We start from the raw sequence: 16,253 nt of genomic DNA on the forward strand, positions 1-16,253 counted from the left end.
GCCAAGCGCGGGTCCGGCCTCAATTCCGAATGCGAACCGGCCGCGGTTTGCGGCGGGGTGTCTGTGAGTAGTCAATCCATTTTGGCGGAATGAACTCGGGGAGCCCGTCGCGCATTCGGACTTCCCAGTCGGACTGGTGCACCATCCGATGATGGGTCCAACACAACATCACCAAATTGTCGAGTTTTGTCTCACCGTGATGGACCCAGTGCACAATATGGTGCACCTCGCAGGAACTCGGCGGCCGGTCACACCCCGGATGCGCACAACCACCATCCCGAACCGCGACCGCTTTACGTTGTGCCAACGTGGCACACCGTTTCTCCCGGCCCACATCCAGCGGTTCACTGTTCGCGCCGAGCACGATCGGGGTGATCTGGGCGTCGCAGCTGAGCCGGCGTACCTCACCCGGCCCGATATGTCCGCCGAGTTCGAGGTTCGCCCCGCGCAACCCGGCCTTCAGCGCTTCCAGGCCCATGGTGATCGCGACATGTGGGCGCTCGCCGCCCTGTGCGGGTAGCCGGCCTTCGTCGAGGGTGTGCGCGCAGATCTCCCCGAGCGCATCCGCCTGACGTTGCCCGAGGGACTTGTTCTCGTCGGCGGCGGGTTTGAGGATCGCCCCGATCGCCCGGGCCACCGTTTCGTACGTCGCCGAGTCCAACTGGCCCTTGATCTTCCCGCCGACACCGTGGCGGGACTTGGCCAGGTGCAGCTCGTTGACCTGCGGATCGTCCTCACCGGGCGGCGCACCATCCTGATCGAGCAGGTCCAGTTCCTCGCGGGCTTTGCGGGCCAACAACTCCGGGCTGTACTGCCGCGCCCAGTCGGCGAACAACACCTCCGCTGCCACCCACTGCTCCACCGTGATCCGCCGGGCGGCATCCGTAGCCAGCACCGACTCGATCACCTCAGCATGCGCCAGATCAATCTCCAGCGCACCCAACGCCATCGCCGTCGCCGGCAGTTTCGGCTCCAACACCTCACCCACCAACGACCGGGTGGGGAACACACTGACGGCCACCGCCACCATCCGCCGCGCGTCCCGCTGGCTCAGGCCGAGCAGATCCGCCACGGCATTCGCCGAATGCATCCCCCGCTCGAGAAACTCCCCGTCCCGATCCAACCCGGCAACCAGCATCAACGAGTCGTACTCACACTGGCGCCGTAAAACCTGGTAACTCTTCAACCCATCAATCCGACACTCCGCATCACCGGAGCGCTCGAGTGCGCGCAGCGCGGCCATGGAATCCATGACCACCCGCCGCGCCGCAACAATCGAACCCTCCGACATACCCAGAATTATGGCAAAGAGCCCCGACAATTCCCGGACCGATACCGCCGCCCCCGAAAAAAGATTTCATGATTTTCCCGCGAACCCCGCCGGACGTCCCCGACAAGCGTCCCCGACCCAAACAAAAAGGGCAGACACCAGACCGACCTAACTGACCCCTGTCCCGTCCAAAGCGTCGGTAAAACGCGCCCAGCCACCGAACCGGAACCAAGTCACGGAGCACGGACGACACGCACCCAACAGTGACCGCCGCCACACCGACCAAGCTCCCACCGAGCCCACCAGCCCAGCAGGCGGCCACCTGAGGACCGGAAACAAGGTTTGCGCGCCACCCACTCGCATTGAGGCCGGAGGGGCGGGATACTCAATCCATTCAGGGATTGATTCAGAAGCGGTGCCAGTGACGCCCTCGCCGAAGCGGGCGCAGCAGTCCGACCGCAGCCAGTGGGGAGCACGCCCGTGACCGTCGAGCCCACCGACCAGGAACGTGACGAGCTACAACGCTACGAACTGCAACGCGACGACGACGACCGGCGCAACAGCCAGCGCCACAACGTCCAGAGCCGGGACACGCAGGCCCGACACGCCGGTGTGGTGTCCGAACCGGCGCACAACGCGCTGCGCGCCGACATCCGCCGGCTGGGCAGCCTCCTCGGTCAGACCCTCACGCAACACGGGGGTGCACAGCTGCTGGAGCTGGTGGAACGGGTGCGCACGCTGTCCAGGGAAGTGGCCGGCGGCGACCGGATCGCGGGCCGCGACCGGGGATCGGGCGCACCGGCGGCGGCCGCCGAGCTGGACCGGTTGCTCGCCGGCGTCGACCCGGGCACCGCGACCCAGCTGGCCAGGGCCTTCACCACATTCTTCCTGCTGGCCAACGTGGCCGAACAGCTGCACAGGGCACGCGAGATCGCCGACGAGACCGGCGCGGACCCGCTCGGCGAGCTGATCCGCCGGCTGACCAAGGAGGTCGGCGGTGAGGCGCTCACCGAGGTGCTGGGCCGCACCGAGCTGCGCCCGGTATTCACCGCGCACCCGACCGAGGCCTCCCGCCAGTCGGTGCTGAGCACGCTGCGCCAGGTGGCCGACGTCCTGGACCGGGGACCCGGCTCCACCGCCGCCGATCCCCACACCGAGCGCCGGCTCGCTCAGCTGATCGACCTGCTCTGGCAGACTGACGAGATCCGGCCGGGCAAGCCGACCGTCGCGGACGAGACCAGGGCGATCGCCTACTACCTGGAGCGGCTCGGCGAATCCACCGTGCCCGACGTGCTCGAGCAGCTGGACCTCGCGCTGGAGGCCGCCGAGCTGCAGCTGCCCGAGCAGGCCCGGCCGATCCAGCTGGGCTGCTGGGTGGGCGGCGACCGGGACGGCAACCCGAACGTCTCCCCCGCGGTCACCATGGACGCGCTGCGGCTCTACGCCGACCGGGCCCTGCGGATCCAGACCACGCTTCTCGACGAACTGGTCCAGGAGCTCGGCGTGTCCACCCGGATCGTCGGCATGTCGGAGGGGCTGCGCCAGTCGCTGGCCCAGGACCGCCGGCTGCTGCCCGAGGTCTACGACCGCTACATCCGGCTCAACGCCGAAGAGCCCTACCGGCTCAAGTGCTCCTACATCCTGGCGCGGCTGGCCAACACCCGCGACCGGATCGCCGCCGACCAGCCGCACCGGCCCGGCATCGACTACCTGGGCTCCGACGAGTTCATCGCCGACCTCGAGGTGATGGACCGCTCACTGCGCGGGCACCTCGGCGGCCGGATCGCGGACGGCACGGTGGCCAGGGTGCTGCGGGTGGCCAAGGCCATCGGGCTGCACCTGGCCGCGTTGGACATCCGGGAGCACGCCGAACGCCACCACGCGGCGCTGGCCGCGCTCTACCGCCAGGTCGGCGAGAACGGCTACGCCCAGCTGGACCGTGCCGGCCGCACCCGCCGACTGTCCGTCGAGCTGCTCAGCCACCGCCCGCTGACCGGCCGGTTCGACGTGCCCGACCCGGAGGCGGCCGAGGTGCTCGCGGTGTTCGACACGCTGCGCGAGGCGCACCGGACCTTCGGCGAGGCGGCCGCGCACACCTACATCGTGTCCATGGCACAGGGCGCCGACGACGTGCTCGCGGTAGCGGTACTGGCCCGGGAGGCGGGCCTGCTCGGGGTCGGCAGCACGGACGACCCCGAGAACAGCTGGTCGAAGCTGGACCTGGTGCCGCTGTTCGAGACCGCCACCGAGCTGCGCAAGGCCGGTGAGCTGCTGGACGAGCTGCTCTCCGACCCGGGCTACCGCGAGCTGGTGCGGGCCCGGGGCGACCTGCAGGAGGTCATGCTCGGCTACTCCGACTCCAACAAGGACGCCGGCATCACCACCTCGCAGTGGGAGATCCACAAGGCCCAGCGCCAGCTGCGGGACGTGGCAGCGGCACACCAGGTGCGGGTCCGGCTGTTCCACGGCCGGGGCGGCTCGGTCGGCCGAGGCGGCGGACCGGCCGCCGAAGCGGTGGCCGCCTCCCCCTACGGCGCGGTGGACGCCCGGATGAAGGTCACCGAACAGGGCGAGGTCATCTCGGACAAGTACTCGCTGCCGGAGCTCGCCGAGCACAACCTGACCATCATGCTGGCCGCCACCCTGGAGGCGACCCTGCTGCACCAGACCTCCCGGGTGCCGGCGTCCACGCTGGACCGCTGGAACGAGGCGATGCAGGTGGTCAGCGAGGCCGCTCAGACCGCCTACCGGGAGTTCGTCGGGCATCCCCGGCTACCCGAGTTCTTCACCTCGGCCACCCCGGTCGACGAGCTGGGCTCGCTGAACGTCGGATCCCGCCCGTCCAAGCGACCCGGTAGCGGCAAGGCCAGCCTGGACGGGCTGCGGGCCATCCCGTGGGTGTTCGGCTGGACCCAGACCCGGATGGTGGTGCCCGGTTGGTACGGGCTGGGCACCGGCCTGCAGGTGGCGCGGGAGGCCGGCCTCGGGTCCACGCTGGACGAGATGCGGGACTGGGCGTTCTTCCGCAACCTGCTGGGCAACGTGGAGATGACCCTGGCCAAGACCGACCTGCGGATCGCCCGCTCGTACGTCTCCGCGCTGGTCGACCCGGCCCTGCAGCCACTGTTCGAGATGATCACCGCTGAGCACGACCGGACACTGTCCCAGGTCCTGGCCCTCACCGGGCAGAACATCCCGCTGGCCGGCTACCCGCAGCTTCGCCGCACCCTGCAGGTACGGGCGGCCTACCTGGAACCGCTGCACCACCTGCAGGTCGCCCTGCTGGCCCGGCGGCGCGACGCGGCGGAGACCGACCCGGACCTGCGCCGGGCCCTGCTGCTGACCGTGAACGGCATCGTCGCCGGCTTGCGCAACACTGGATGAGGGCCCAGAGAAAGGGAAACACATGACCGCCGCGGTACCCGACCTGTCGATCGCGACGCTCGGGCCGGCCCGGATCGAGTCCCCGCTGGCCGGGATGCTCGACGCCTGGCGCACCACCGAGCACTACGTCAGCGAGCATGACCGGGTACTGCTGGACGACACCCTCTCGATGGCCGTGTCGCGCGGCACGTCGGTGGCCGAGCTGCCCAGCCTGGAACCGTGCGGGCCACGCCGGAAGCTGTTCTTCGACCCGTCCAAGACCAGGGCCGGGATCGTCACCTGCGGCGGGCTCTGCCCCGGGTTGAACGACGTGATCCGCGGTCTGGTGCGCAGCCTGACCAACCACTACGGCGTCCGCCGGGTCACCGGGTTCCGCAACGGCTACCAGGGGTTCATCGCCTCCTACGGGCACGGCATCGTGGACCTGACCCCGGAGTACGTCGACAACATCAGCGGCGAGGGCGGCACCGTGCTGGGCACCTCGCGCGGCCACCAGGACCCGGAGGAGATCGTCGACTGCCTGGAGCGGCTGAACATCAACGTGCTGTTCGTGATCGGCGGCGACGGGTCGATGCGCGGGGCCATGCAGATCGCCAAGGAGGCCGCCGACCGCGAGCTGCGGATCAGCGTGGTCGGCATCCCCAAGACGATCGACAACGACATCCCCTACATCGACCAGAGCTTCGGCTTCCAGACCGCGTTCTCCCGGGCGGCCGAGTCGATCCGGGCGGTGAACGTGGAGGCCACGTCCACTCCGCACGGGGTCGGGCTGGTCAAGCTGATGGGGCGGCACTCTGGGTTCATTGCGAGCTACGCGGCGCTGGCCAACCACGACGCCGACGTGGTGCTGATCCCCGAGGTGCCGTTCGGCCTGGACGGCGACGACGGACTGCTGGAGTACGTCCGGCGCCGGGTGCGCGAGCGCGGCCACGTGGTGCTGGTGGTCGCCGAGGGCGCCGGCCAGGAGATGCTGGTGCCGACCGCCGCCAACGGCAAGGCCGGTCCAGCCACGACCGACGCCTCCGGCAACACCACGCTCCGCGACATCGGCCCGTACCTGCGGGAACGCATCATCGAGCGGCTGGTCGCGGACGGCGTCACCCCGAGCGTGCGCTACATCGACCCCAGCTACGCGATCCGCAGCGTGCCGGCGAACGCCTACGACAAGGCGTACTGCCTGCGCCTGTCCAACCACGCGGTGCACGCGGCGATGTCCGGGCGCACCGCGATGGTGGTGGGCCGGCTGCGCCGGCGGTTCGTGCACATCCCGATGTCGCTCGCGGTGAGCCGGCGCAACCAGGTCGACCCGCACGGCGACCTGTGGATGTCGGTACTGGAGGCGACCGGGCAGCCGATGCGGTTCGGCCCGGAGTCCGAACCGCCCAGGCCTCGCAAGAAGCGGGTCGCCGCGGCAGGCTGAACCCCATGTCCGCCAACGAGCCAGTGTCGACTCCACCACCCGCGCTGCTGTTCGACCTGGACGGCACCCTGATCGACAGCGTCTACCAGCACGTACTCGCCTGGCGGGAGGCACTGAGCCAGTTCGGCCTGGACGTGGCGATCTGGACGATCCACCGCCGGATCGGGATGAGCGGCGGCCTGTTCGTCACCGCGCTGCGCCGCGAGATCGGCGGCAAGCTGACCGACGAGCAGCTACGCCAGCTCACCGCCGCGCATGCCGAGGCCTACGCCAGGCTGCGCGAGTCGGTACGCCCGCTGCCCGGCGCCCGTGAGCTGCTCACCACCCTCACCGAACAGGGGGTGACCTGGGCGATCGCCACCAGCGGCCAGGCCGTCTCGGCGCGGCCGGCGCTGGAGCTGCTCGGCCTTCCCGAGGACACCCCGATGATCACCAGGGACCAGGTCCGGCACGCCAAGCCCGACCCCGACCTGTTCCTGGCCGCCGCGGCCAAGGTCGGGGTGGACGTCCGGCACGCGATCGTGGTCGGCGACAGCGTCTGGGACCTGCTCGCGGCCCGACGGGCCGGAGCGCTGGGCGTCGGGCTGCTCTCCGGCGGTTACGGCAGTGACGAGCTGGAACGGGCCGGCGCGTACCGGGTGTACAACGACCCGGCGGACCTGCTCGCGCACCTCGACGAGATCGGCATCCGGCAACCCTGACCTGGCACCGGCGCCCAGTGCCCGGCTTCCGCGGCACGGCGGGCCCTGACCACGGCCTTCGGCGACGCGCGGATGATCAGGGGGCCACGTCGTCACTTTCGGCTTAAGCTGCCGGAAAGTGCTGGGTTCATCGGCCGTGTGACCGGTCGCAAGGAGGCGAGGAGTCTGTGGAGTTCATCCCCGGGCCCGATGCGGAGGAGCTGCGCGGCGTAGTACGCGGCTTCCTGGAGAAACGTTCCAGCGAGGCGGAGGTCCGCCGGCTGATGGAGACCGAGACCGGCTACGACCCGGCCGTCTGGCGCCAGGCCGCCGAGGAGCTGGGCCTGCAGGGTCTGATCATCCCGGAGCGCTGGGGTGGCTCGGAAGCCTCCCTGGTCGAGCTCGGCGTCGTGTTGGAGGAGATGGGGCGCGCGCTGTTCTGCGCCCCCTTCTTCGGCACCGTCGTACTGGCCGCGAACACGCTGCTCTGCCTCGGCGACGAAGCGGCGAACGAGGCGTACCTGCCCGGGATCGCGGCCGGCACCACCGTGGCCACCCTGGCGTGGGGTGGCGCCAACCCGCTGGCCAGCACGATCACCGCGAGCCGCGACGGCGGGACCTGGCAGCTGACCGGCAGTGCCGAGCTGGTGCTGGACGCCGCCGGCGCGAGCCTGATCCTGGTGCTCGCCGCCACGCCGGACGGGCTGGGCGTGTTCGCGGTCGCTGACGCCGCTTCGGCGGCCGGCCTGACCCGTTCCCCGCTGACCCCGCTGGACTCCACCCGCAAGCTGGCCGCCCTCGAGTTCGACGGCACCCCGGCCACCGCCGTGGGCACCCCCGGCGCGGTGCTCGATCAGCTGCGGGTGGCACTGGACCAGGCCGTGGTCGCGCTGGGTTGTGAACAGCTCGGCGGCGCCGCCCGGGTGCTGGAGATGTCGGTGGAGTACGCGAACACCCGGGTGCAGTTCGGGCGCAAGATCGGCTCGTTCCAGGCCATCAAGCACCGCTGCGCGGACATGCTGGTCGAGGTCGAGTCGGCCCGCTCGGCCGCGTACTACGGCGCCTGGGCCGCCGTGCACGAACCGGACGACCTGGCACTGGCCGCGAGCCTCGCCGGCTCGGTCTGCTCGGAGGCCTACACCAAGGTCACCCTGGACAACATCCAGAACCACGGCGGCATCGGGTTCACCTGGGAGCACCCGGCCCACCTGTACCTGAAGCGGGCGAAGAGCACCCAGCTGTTCCTCGGCACCCCGTCCACGCACCGGACCCGCCTGGCGACACTGCTCGACATCCCGGAGGTGCTGGCATGAGCGAGATCGCGAGCGACGAGGCAGCCGTCGAGCGGCTGGTCAAGGACTTCCTCACCGAACACCCGCCGGAGACCACCGACGACCGCGAGCTGCGGGCCGCCCGGTTCGACGCCGGGCTGGCCTACGTGCACTTCGACAAGGGCTTCGGCGGGCTCGGCCTGGACTCCTCACTGGCCCCGATGGTCGAGCAGCTGTTCCTGGACGCGGGCTGCGAGGACTGGCTGCCGCGCAACGTGATCGGGCTCGGCATGGCCGCGCAGACCGTGCACACGCACGGCACCGACGAGCAGCGCGCCCAGTACCTCAAACCACTGTTCACCGGCGAGGAGATCTGGTGCCAGCTGTTCTCCGAGCCGGGCGCGGGCTCCGACCTGGCCGCGCTGGGCGCCCGGGCGATCCCGGACGGCGACGGCTACGTGGTCAACGGGCAGAAGATCTGGACGTCGTTCGCGCACGTTGCCCGGCGCGGTCTCCTGGTCGCCCGTACCGATCCTGACCTGCCCAAACACCGGGGTCTGAGCTACTTCGTGCTGGACATGACGACGCCGGGGGTGGAGGTTCGGCCGCTGCGCCAGCTCACCGGGCAGGCCGAGTTCAACGAGGTGTACCTGACCGATGCGGTGGTACCGGCGGCGGACCGGCTGGGTGCGGTCGGCGAGGGTTGGCGGGTCGCCATGACCACGCTGATGAACGAGCGGGTGGCGATCGGCCGGCGCGGCTCCCGGCGGGGTGCCGGCGCGATCGGGGCGGCGGTCGCGGAGTTCCGCGAGGCGGCGGCGGCCGGCCGCGCGGACGCGTCCGCCAGGGACCGGCTGGTGCGGCTGTGGACCAGGGCGGAGGCCGCCCGGCTGACCAACGTCCGGGCCGCCGCCCAGCGCGGCGCCAAGGTGCCCGGTCCGGAGGGCTCGATCGCGAAGTTGCAGATGGCCGAGCTGAACAAGGCGATCTTCGAGCTCTGCGTGGACCTGCGTGGCAACGACGGCATGCAGATCGAGGGCTACGAGATGTCCCGGCCGGACCGGTCCTCCGGCGCCGGCGGCTCGACCGACATCCGCCGGGCGTGGCTGCGCTCGCTGGCAAACTCCATCGAGGGCGGCACCTCCGAGGTGATGCGCAACATCCTCGGCGAACGGGTACTCGGCCTCCCCGGCGAGCCGAGGGTGGACCGCGACGTTGCCTGGAAAGACGTCCCCCGCTGACGTCGTGAGTGGCTGGCGTTGCCAGAGCAACGCCAGCCACTCACGACCGCGGGTGAGCCCGGCCACTCCCCAGCTGGATCCGGGACCGATGGTCCATGCTGGGGAAGGCGGACGCTTCGACTGGAGGCGGCATGACAGCGCGGTCCACCGACGGGCAGATCGACGGGCAGCGATTCCGGCAGGTGCTGGGTAGCTATCCGACCGGGGTCACGGTCATCACCGCGATCGACGAGGACGGTCAGCCGGCCGGCATGGCGGTGGGCACGTTCACCTCGGTGTCACTGGACCCGCCGCTGGTGGCGTTCCTGCCGGACCGCTCGTCCACCAGCTTCCCGAAGATCCGCACCGCGAGCAGCTTCTGCGTCAACGTGCTCGCCGACGAACAGGAAGACGTCTGCCGGGCCTTCGCCACCCGGGGCGGCGACAAGTTCGCCGGAGTGGCCTGGTCCCCGGCCGGGTCCGGCGCACCGCGCATCGACGGCGTGGCGGCCTGGATCGACTGCGACTTCGAGTCGATCACGGACGCCGGCGACCACTACCTGGTGATGGGCCGGGTCCGCGAGCTGGACGCGCACGGCGAGCGGCTGCCGCTGGTCTTCTTCCAGGGCGGCTACGGCCGGTTCTCACCCTCGTCGCTGGTCGCGCTGCCGGAGGCGGACTTCATCAGCCACCTGCGCCTGGCCGACCTCTCCCGCCCCGAGATGGAGCGGGTGGCCACCGAGGTCGGCACCGAGTGCGTGGCGATCGCCCCGGTGGGCGAGCAGCTGGTGGTACTGGCCAGCGCCGGTACCCCGTCCGGCGGTGCCGAGTTCACCCGGGTCGGGCAGCGGATGCCGTTCGTACCACCGATCGGCACGCCGTTCCTGGCCTGGGCCGACGACGCCGAGGTGGAGGCCTGGCTGGCCCGCGCCGGCCGCCCGCTCACCGACGAGGAGCGGGCCCAGCACCTCCAGCTGCTGGCCAGGGTCCGGGAACGGGGCTGGTCGCTGAGCCTCGGTGACGACACGCACACCGAGCTGCTGGACGCGCTGCAGCGCTACTCCGAGGGCGACCCGGACAGCCGGGCGCACGTCCAACGCCTCGGCACCGAGCTGGTCTACCGGTTCGAGCCGGAGCACGACCTCGACGACGCCACCGACTACGACGTCCGGCTGCTCAGCGTGCCGGTCTTCGCACCGGACGGCACCGCGGTGCTGTCGCTGACGCTCTGGGGGCTGCCGAACCCGTGCACCGGCGCCGACGTGCACCGGTACCTGGAGATCGTGCGCGCCGCCGCCCAGGCGATCACCAAGTCACTCGGCGAGCGGGCCGGCGTCACCGCGGACTGACCGCGCGGCCGCGCCGGCCCTGCGCGCGGCCGCGGCGGTCCGCACACGGCCCTGGGCTCAGGTGAGCACGACCGGGCCGTGCCGGCCGGCCAGCACGGCGGTCAGCGCGACCCGGTTGCCCGCGCGCACCGGGAGCGTCGCGGCCAGCGCATCGAGCGCCGGGCGGACCCGCTCCGGGTGGGGGTGGGTCGCCTCGAAGCTCACCAGACCGACCTGCGGCAGCCCGCGGCTGGGCGGCGCCGGGGTGGCCCCCCAGTCGATCAGGAACGGCACCAGGCCGGCGCCCGCCTCGAGGTCCGCCCAGGTCAGCCGCCATTGCAGCAGCTCGCCGTCCGGGGCGGCCCGGGACATCGCCCGTACCGGCCCCGGGTCGTAGCCGTGCGAGCGGGCGGCCGCGACGTGGCCGTCGAGGTCAGCGGGGTGGATCGCCCAGCTGGCCAGCCGGGGTGCGGTGAGCTCGTCGATCCCGAACGGGCGAGGGGCGGCCGGCTCCGGCTGTTCCGGGTCCGGCCCGATGATCTCCAGGTACGCGCTGTCCGCCCCGTTGACACCCGCCGGGGAAAGGCCGACGAGGTAGTTGGCGGTGCCCACCCCGACGTGTCGCCCGCCCGCGATGGGCCGTACCCCGGTGAGCTCGGCGAACTGGGCGACCGCGGCGGCCAGGTCGGGAGCGGCGAAGACGAGATGATCCAGCACGGTCAAGACACTAGTGTCGATCTCGTGGCGGATGCGCGAGTCAACGGGCGGCGAGTCAGTTACCTCCGGCGCGGGGCGGGCGAGCCGCTGCTGCTGCTGCAGGGGATGGGCGGCCACCACCAGTTCTGGACGGAGCCGTTCCTGGAGCTGCTGGAACCGCACTTCGACGTGGTCGCGCCCGATCACCGCGGCATCGGAGCCAGCGACCGCGCCGACGAGCCGTTCAGCATCGCCGACCTGGCCGACGACGCCGCCGGGCTGATCGGCGAGCTCGGCTGGTCCGACGCGCACGTCTTCGGCATCTCGCTGGGCGGCATGGTCGCCCAGGAGCTGGTGCTGCGCCACCCGGGCGCGGTGCGCACGCTGGCCATCGGCTGCAGTACCGCCGGCGGGTCGGCCGGCATCGACCCCGAGGTGCCAAGGCGCGTCGTGGCGGCAATGGCCACCCGCAACGCGGAGCTCGCGCTGCGGGTGTCGTTCGAGGCCAACCTGTCGCCCGCCTACGCCGCCGCCCCGGGCCACTTCGACATATTCAAGGCCACCAGCCTCGCGGTGAAGGTGCCGTCGGTGGTGGCCGGCATGCAGTTCCAGGCGGCGCTGGCGCACGACACCCGGGACCAGCTGCCCACCGTCTCCACGCCCACCCTGGTGCTGCACGGCACCGCCGACGAGATGCTGGGTTCCGCGCAGGGCGAGCTGATCGCCGGGCTGGTCCCGGGCGCCCGGTTGGAGCTGTTCGACGGCGTCGGCCACCTGTTCTGGTGGGAGCAGCCGGAGCGGGCCGCCGCGCTGCTGCGCGAACACGCCACGGCGGGCTCCGCCGCGGCCGGACGCTAAGCGGCGGCCAGCACCGGACGGTCGGCGCCGGTCCCTAGTGTCCCGCGCCGGAAGAATGCATGCTCTGCCGCGCAGCGCCCAGTCGGCGCCTCGCGGCGTCGTCGTCGTGGCCGAATACAACAGCGGTATCGGCCACTCCGAAGACGACACACGCCTTGCGGGGCATCAAACTGGATCACCGCTCGCGACGAGCGGCATCGTCCTGGGCCCTCCCGGTGAGGCTGCGCCTCGGACCGCCGAGGTGGAGGCTGAGCTGGGCGATCCGCGGAGCGACCTGATTCGACCGAGCTCACGCCGGGGACTCGCGGTCATGATCGACAGACCGCCGCCCGCCGCTACGCCACGGCAGTCACAGTCGATGACCGGTCGATCGACCTCAGGTCGCTGCCCCAGGAGTGAGCTGCGTCGAAGTCAACCTGAGTCTGGATCCAAGCGAAAAATAGCGGACTGACGTTGGTCTCGGTGGCAATGGACGCGCCAGCGTCTGCGCCAGGCCGGCCTGTCGGTGACGGGGCGTCACCGCGGTGGTTGTGTCCTGTTCGGAGGGTGTGGCGTGCCCTCGCGACCACCTGTCTCCATGATCGACCACCGCCGCCACCACCAGAAAACTTCGCCTTAGCGCCATAGTTCCCACGACCAAGGAGCCTTAGGCCGCGGCCGGCACCGGACGGTCGGCACGCATCAGCCGCAGCGCCCGGTTCGTGTAGCGACGCTGGATCGGCGACCCGGCCCGCAACCGCTCCGGAGTGGCCAGCATGGCCAGCCGCAGTGCGCGCAGGGCGGCCGTGGCGGGCGCGTCCAACAGCGGGTACTCCCACGGCGGCAACCCGTACAGGCCGCGCGCCCAGCCCGGCAGCAGTGCGAACGCCAGCGCGGCCAGTGTCGGGTAGACGACCTTGAGCGGGGCCAGCCAGAGCGGCACCGGGGCGTTCGCCCAGATCCGGAAGCCGGCGCGGGCCTCCTCGGTCAGCCGCAGCAGAGGCAGCATCCGCTGGAAGTAGGCATCCAGCTCGGCCACCGAGCCCGGCACCCCGGCCGGGTCGAGCCCGACTACCGCGGCGGCCCGGCGCTGCTCGTCGACGTAGGCATCGGCCTCGGCATCGGTCACCAGGATGCCGGCCCGCTGGGCGACCCGCAGGTAGGCGATGATCTCGCCGCAGTGCACCCAGAGCAGGTTCTCCGGTTCGTCCACCCGGAACTCCTCGCCGGTATCCGGGTTGTGCCCGCGCAGCCGGGTGTGGATCTTCCGGACCCGGCGGCCGATCTGGTCCACCTCGGCGGTGCTGCCGAAGGTCCGGACGGCCACGAAGTCGCCGGTGCGCATGAGCCGGGCGAACGCCTGCTGCCGGTCGAAAAGGCTGGAGTTCTGGTACGTGCCCCACATGGCGGGCGGCTGCAGCGACTGGACGGCGAGCGCGTAGAAACCGGCCACCGCGAGGACCGGATCGGTGTGCACCCGCCAGGTCACCGAGTCGGGACCGAACAGCCCGAAGTCCGCCATCGCCGACCTCCTTGTCGACCCACGGTTGCCGTGCCCGAGATACAGAAATAGTAATGTTGTATCCCTGGTGCTGTACAGCCCGTCCCCGGTGGTGACTATCCGTACAGTGAGCGGGTGTCCGCCGGCTCCGCGCAACCAGCCCCACTGGGCCTCGCCGACCCGCCACCGGTCGTCGCGCGACTGGCCAGGGCGCTCGCCGCGGCCCCGGACGTCGACCCGATCGCGGAACGGATCCTGGACGGCGCACTGGCCCAGTTCTGCGACACCGGACTGACCGGTTCCACGATGGACGACGTGGCACGCCGTGCCGGGCTGGCCAGGGTCACCATCTACCGGCGCTTCGAGAACAAGAACTCGCTGATCGAGGCGGTTCTGCTGCGCGAGTGCCGGCGCTGCCTCGCCGCGCTGGAGCTGGCGGTCAGCGGGGTGCCCGGGATCGAGCAGCGCATCGTCGAGGGTTTCGCCTTCGCGCTGCGCTTCGCGAGGGAGCACCCGTTGCTCGGCGGGCTGCTGCGGGTGGAGCCGCAGGTCATCCTGCCGTTCATGACGGTGCGCGCCGAGCTGGGCCACGCCGTCGTCCGGAGCTTCCTGGCCTACCACCTCGGCCGGGCCAGGGATGCCGGCCAGCTGGCGGCTCTCGACGTCGAACCGATTGCCGAGCTGATGACCCGGATCACCACGTCGTTCCTGCTCAGCCCGGCCAGCTGCATCCCGTGCGAGTCCGACGAGGACATGCGGGCGTTCGCCCGCCGTTACCTGGTGCCGTTGGTCAACCAGCCATAGCGCCCCTTCGTCGTGGAAACTTTGACACTTGGCAGAGTGATAATCGGGCTTCGGCGAAGCGGGGGCGGGGTGACGCCGCGTCACCGAGCGGGCGGCCAGGTGTCGATCCCGGTGCGTCCGTCGTCACCGAGACCAACGCCAGTCCGGTAATTTTCGCTGAGAACCAGACTCACGTCGACCTCGGTGCAGCCCCGTCCTCAGGTCCGCGGCCTGATTCAACCCGCCTGGTCACCGACTGTGACCCCGGCAGCTCCATCCCGAGCACAGACCCAGCCCGACCCCGGCGTCCCCGTGCGAGCCTGCGCAAAATCAAGCCGATCAACGAAATGCCCAGCTCAACCACCCACCTCGGCGGTCCGAGGCGGAACCTCACTGGGAAGGTCAGTCGAGCAGCCGGGCCTTCTGCACCTTGCCCATCGCGTTGCGCGGCAGGCTGTCCACCAGCCGGACCTCGCGCGGGCGCTTGTGCACCGACAGCTGCCCGGCGACGTGCTCGATCAGCTGCTCGGCCCTGGCCCCCGCACCGTCCGCCTCGACGACGACGAACGCCACGATGCGCTGCCCCAGGTCCGGATCGGGCAGGCCGACGACCGCGGCCTCGGCCACCCCCGGGTGGTCCAGCAGTGCGGCCTCTACCTCGCCGGCCCCGACCCGGTAACCACCGGTCTTGATCAGGTCTGAGGACCGCCGACCGACGATCCGGTGGTAGCCGGCGGCGTCCAGCACCGCGGCGTCACCGGTGCGGAACCAGCCGTCCTCGGTCCAGCTCTTCGCGGTCTCCTCCGGGCGGCGGAGGTAGCCGTCGAACACGCAGTCGCCCTGTACCTGCAGGTCACCGATGGTCTCGCCGTCCGTCGCGACAGCCACGCCCGCGTCGTCCACGATCCTGGTGCGCACCCCGTCGATCGGCACCCCGACCCAGCCGGGGCGGCGCTCACCGTCGGCCCGCACCGCGATCGTGATCATGGTCTCGGTCATCCCGTAGCGCTCGACCGGGGCGTGCCCGGTCAGCTCCCGGACGTCGCGGAACACCGACGGCGGCAGCGCCGCGCTGCCGGAGACCAGCAGCCGCGCCGAGCTCAGCGCCCGGGCGCTGGCCGGCTCGGCGGCGATCCGGGACCACACTGTGGGCACCCCGAAGAACATGGTGCCGCCGTGCTCGGTGGCGGCCGCCGCATAGCCGGCCGGGCGGGGCCGCTCGGTGTGCACCAGCGGGCTGCCCACCCGCACCGCGCCCAGCACGCCGAGGATCAACCCGTGCACATGGAACAGCGGCAGACCGTGCACCAGCACGTCGTCGGCGGTCCAGGCCCACGCCTCGGCCAGCCCGTCCAGGCCGGCGGCCAACGCGCGGTGCGAGATCAGCGCGCCCTTCGGGCTGCCGGTGGTGCCTGAGGTGTACATGATCATCGCGGTGCTGTCGGTCGCCGGCACCGGCCAGGTGCTGCTCGAACGGGCGGCCGGGTCGACCGGCACCACCTCCGGGCGCTCGTCGCCGTCCGGCGGCGGGTTGCCCAGCCACAGCGCGGCGCCGGAGTCGCGCAGTACGTGCGCCCGCTCCTTCGGCCCCGAGTCCGGCGGTACCGGCACCAGCGGGACGCCGGCCAGCAGACAACCCAGCACCGCGACCACGGTGGACAGGGTGGCCTCGGCGTGCACCGCCACGACCGGGGCGCCGTGGACCCGGTCGGCCACCGCGGCCGCCGCGGCGAACAGCTCCCCCCGACGCAGGCCGGCCCCGCCGACGCTGACCGAGACCCGGTCGTCGGACCGATCGATTGCCCCGAACAGGGATGAAGGCGCCGCCACCCAGCCACCCTACGTCGCACGGCCGGTCCGCAC

Annotated in this window: 12 protein-coding genes; 8 read left to right on the forward strand and 4 right to left on the reverse strand. The window is 71.3% G+C overall.

What is annotated here, in order from left to right; all coding sequences use genetic code 11:
- Positions 1 to 19: 19 nt before the first annotated feature.
- Positions 20 to 1,252, reverse strand: a complete 1,233-nt coding sequence (locus ACTXG6_RS41555) for a DUF222 domain-containing protein (RefSeq protein ID WP_445184786.1) — start codon at positions 1,250 to 1,252, stop codon at positions 20 to 22.
- Between the two features lie 498 nt (positions 1,253 to 1,750).
- Here ACTXG6_RS41555 and ppc point away from each other — a divergent pair, with 498 nt between their 5' ends.
- The 6 genes from ppc (at position 1,751) to ACTXG6_RS41585 (ending at position 10,594) form a co-directional block, all read left to right on the forward strand.
- Positions 1,751 to 4,654: a phosphoenolpyruvate carboxylase gene (gene ppc, locus ACTXG6_RS41560; RefSeq protein ID WP_445184787.1), complete on the forward strand. Its 2,904-nt coding sequence runs from the start codon at positions 1,751 to 1,753 to the stop codon at positions 4,652 to 4,654.
- A gap of 22 nt (positions 4,655 to 4,676) precedes the next feature.
- Positions 4,677 to 6,074, forward strand: a complete 1,398-nt coding sequence (locus ACTXG6_RS41565) for an ATP-dependent 6-phosphofructokinase (protein ID WP_445184788.1) — start codon at positions 4,677 to 4,679, stop codon at positions 6,072 to 6,074.
- A gap of 5 nt (positions 6,075 to 6,079) precedes the next feature.
- On the forward strand, positions 6,080 to 6,775 hold the full coding sequence (locus ACTXG6_RS41570; protein ID WP_445184789.1) for an HAD family hydrolase: 696 nt from the start codon (positions 6,080 to 6,082) through the stop codon (positions 6,773 to 6,775).
- 167 nt (positions 6,776 to 6,942) lie between these two features.
- Positions 6,943 to 8,067 carry an acyl-CoA dehydrogenase family protein gene (locus tag ACTXG6_RS41575; protein WP_445184790.1) on the forward strand — a complete coding sequence of 375 codons (1,125 nt, stop codon included), beginning with the start codon at positions 6,943 to 6,945 and terminating at the stop codon, positions 8,065 to 8,067.
- Positions 8,064 to 9,266, forward strand: coding sequence for an acyl-CoA dehydrogenase family protein (locus tag ACTXG6_RS41580; protein WP_445184791.1), 1,203 nt, complete (start codon positions 8,064 to 8,066; stop codon positions 9,264 to 9,266). The genes ACTXG6_RS41575 and ACTXG6_RS41580 overlap by 4 nt, the downstream gene beginning before the upstream one ends.
- A 131-nt stretch (positions 9,267 to 9,397) precedes the next feature.
- Positions 9,398 to 10,594: a flavin reductase gene (locus ACTXG6_RS41585; RefSeq protein WP_445184792.1), complete on the forward strand. Its 1,197-nt coding sequence runs from the start codon at positions 9,398 to 9,400 to the stop codon at positions 10,592 to 10,594.
- Between the two features lie 57 nt (positions 10,595 to 10,651).
- Here ACTXG6_RS41585 and ACTXG6_RS41590 read toward each other — a convergent pair whose 3' ends face one another.
- Positions 10,652 to 11,290 carry a VOC family protein gene (locus tag ACTXG6_RS41590; RefSeq protein ID WP_445184793.1) on the reverse strand — a complete coding sequence of 213 codons (639 nt, stop codon included), beginning with the start codon at positions 11,288 to 11,290 and terminating at the stop codon, positions 10,652 to 10,654.
- A 24-nt stretch (positions 11,291 to 11,314) separates the two neighbouring features.
- Here ACTXG6_RS41590 and ACTXG6_RS41595 point away from each other — a divergent pair, with 24 nt between their 5' ends.
- Complete coding sequence (locus ACTXG6_RS41595) at positions 11,315 to 12,127, forward strand: alpha/beta fold hydrolase (protein WP_445184794.1); 813 nt, start codon at positions 11,315 to 11,317, stop codon at positions 12,125 to 12,127.
- Between the two features lie 646 nt (positions 12,128 to 12,773).
- Here ACTXG6_RS41595 and ACTXG6_RS41600 read toward each other — a convergent pair.
- Complete coding sequence (locus ACTXG6_RS41600; RefSeq protein WP_445184795.1) at positions 12,774 to 13,628, reverse strand: oxygenase MpaB family protein; 855 nt, start codon at positions 13,626 to 13,628, stop codon at positions 12,774 to 12,776.
- Between the two features lie 114 nt (positions 13,629 to 13,742).
- On the opposite strand from ACTXG6_RS41600, the gene ACTXG6_RS41605 reads away from it, so the two are divergent.
- Positions 13,743 to 14,411, forward strand: a complete 669-nt coding sequence (locus tag ACTXG6_RS41605; RefSeq protein ID WP_445184796.1) for a TetR/AcrR family transcriptional regulator — start codon at positions 13,743 to 13,745, stop codon at positions 14,409 to 14,411.
- 381 nt (positions 14,412 to 14,792) lie between these two features.
- On the opposite strand, the gene ACTXG6_RS41610 is transcribed toward ACTXG6_RS41605, so the two are convergent.
- On the reverse strand, positions 14,793 to 16,220 hold the full coding sequence (locus tag ACTXG6_RS41610) for an acyl-CoA synthetase (RefSeq protein ID WP_445184797.1): 1,428 nt from the start codon (positions 16,218 to 16,220) through the stop codon (positions 14,793 to 14,795).
- Between the last annotated feature and the right edge of the window lie 33 nt (positions 16,221 to 16,253).

This window comes from Pseudonocardia sp. Cha107L01, assembly GCF_052566575.1.

Excerpts from the sequence above, each read along its gene's own strand:
- ACTXG6_RS41555 (WP_445184786.1), bottom strand. The coding sequence starts at position 1,252 with ATGGATTCCATGGCCGCGCTGCGCGCACTCGAGCGCTCCGGTGATGCG.
- ACTXG6_RS41565 (WP_445184788.1), top strand. The coding sequence starts at position 4,677 with ATGACCGCCGCGGTACCCGACCTGTCGATCGCGACGCTCGGGCCGGCC.
- ACTXG6_RS41570 (WP_445184789.1), top strand. The coding sequence starts at position 6,080 with ATGTCCGCCAACGAGCCAGTGTCGACTCCACCACCCGCGCTGCTGTTC.
- ACTXG6_RS41580 (WP_445184791.1), top strand. The coding sequence starts at position 8,064 with ATGAGCGAGATCGCGAGCGACGAGGCAGCCGTCGAGCGGCTGGTCAAG.
- ACTXG6_RS41585 (WP_445184792.1), top strand. The coding sequence starts at position 9,398 with ATGACAGCGCGGTCCACCGACGGGCAGATCGACGGGCAGCGATTCCGG.
- ACTXG6_RS41600 (WP_445184795.1), bottom strand. The coding sequence starts at position 13,628 with ATGGCGGACTTCGGGCTGTTCGGTCCCGACTCGGTGACCTGGCGGGTG.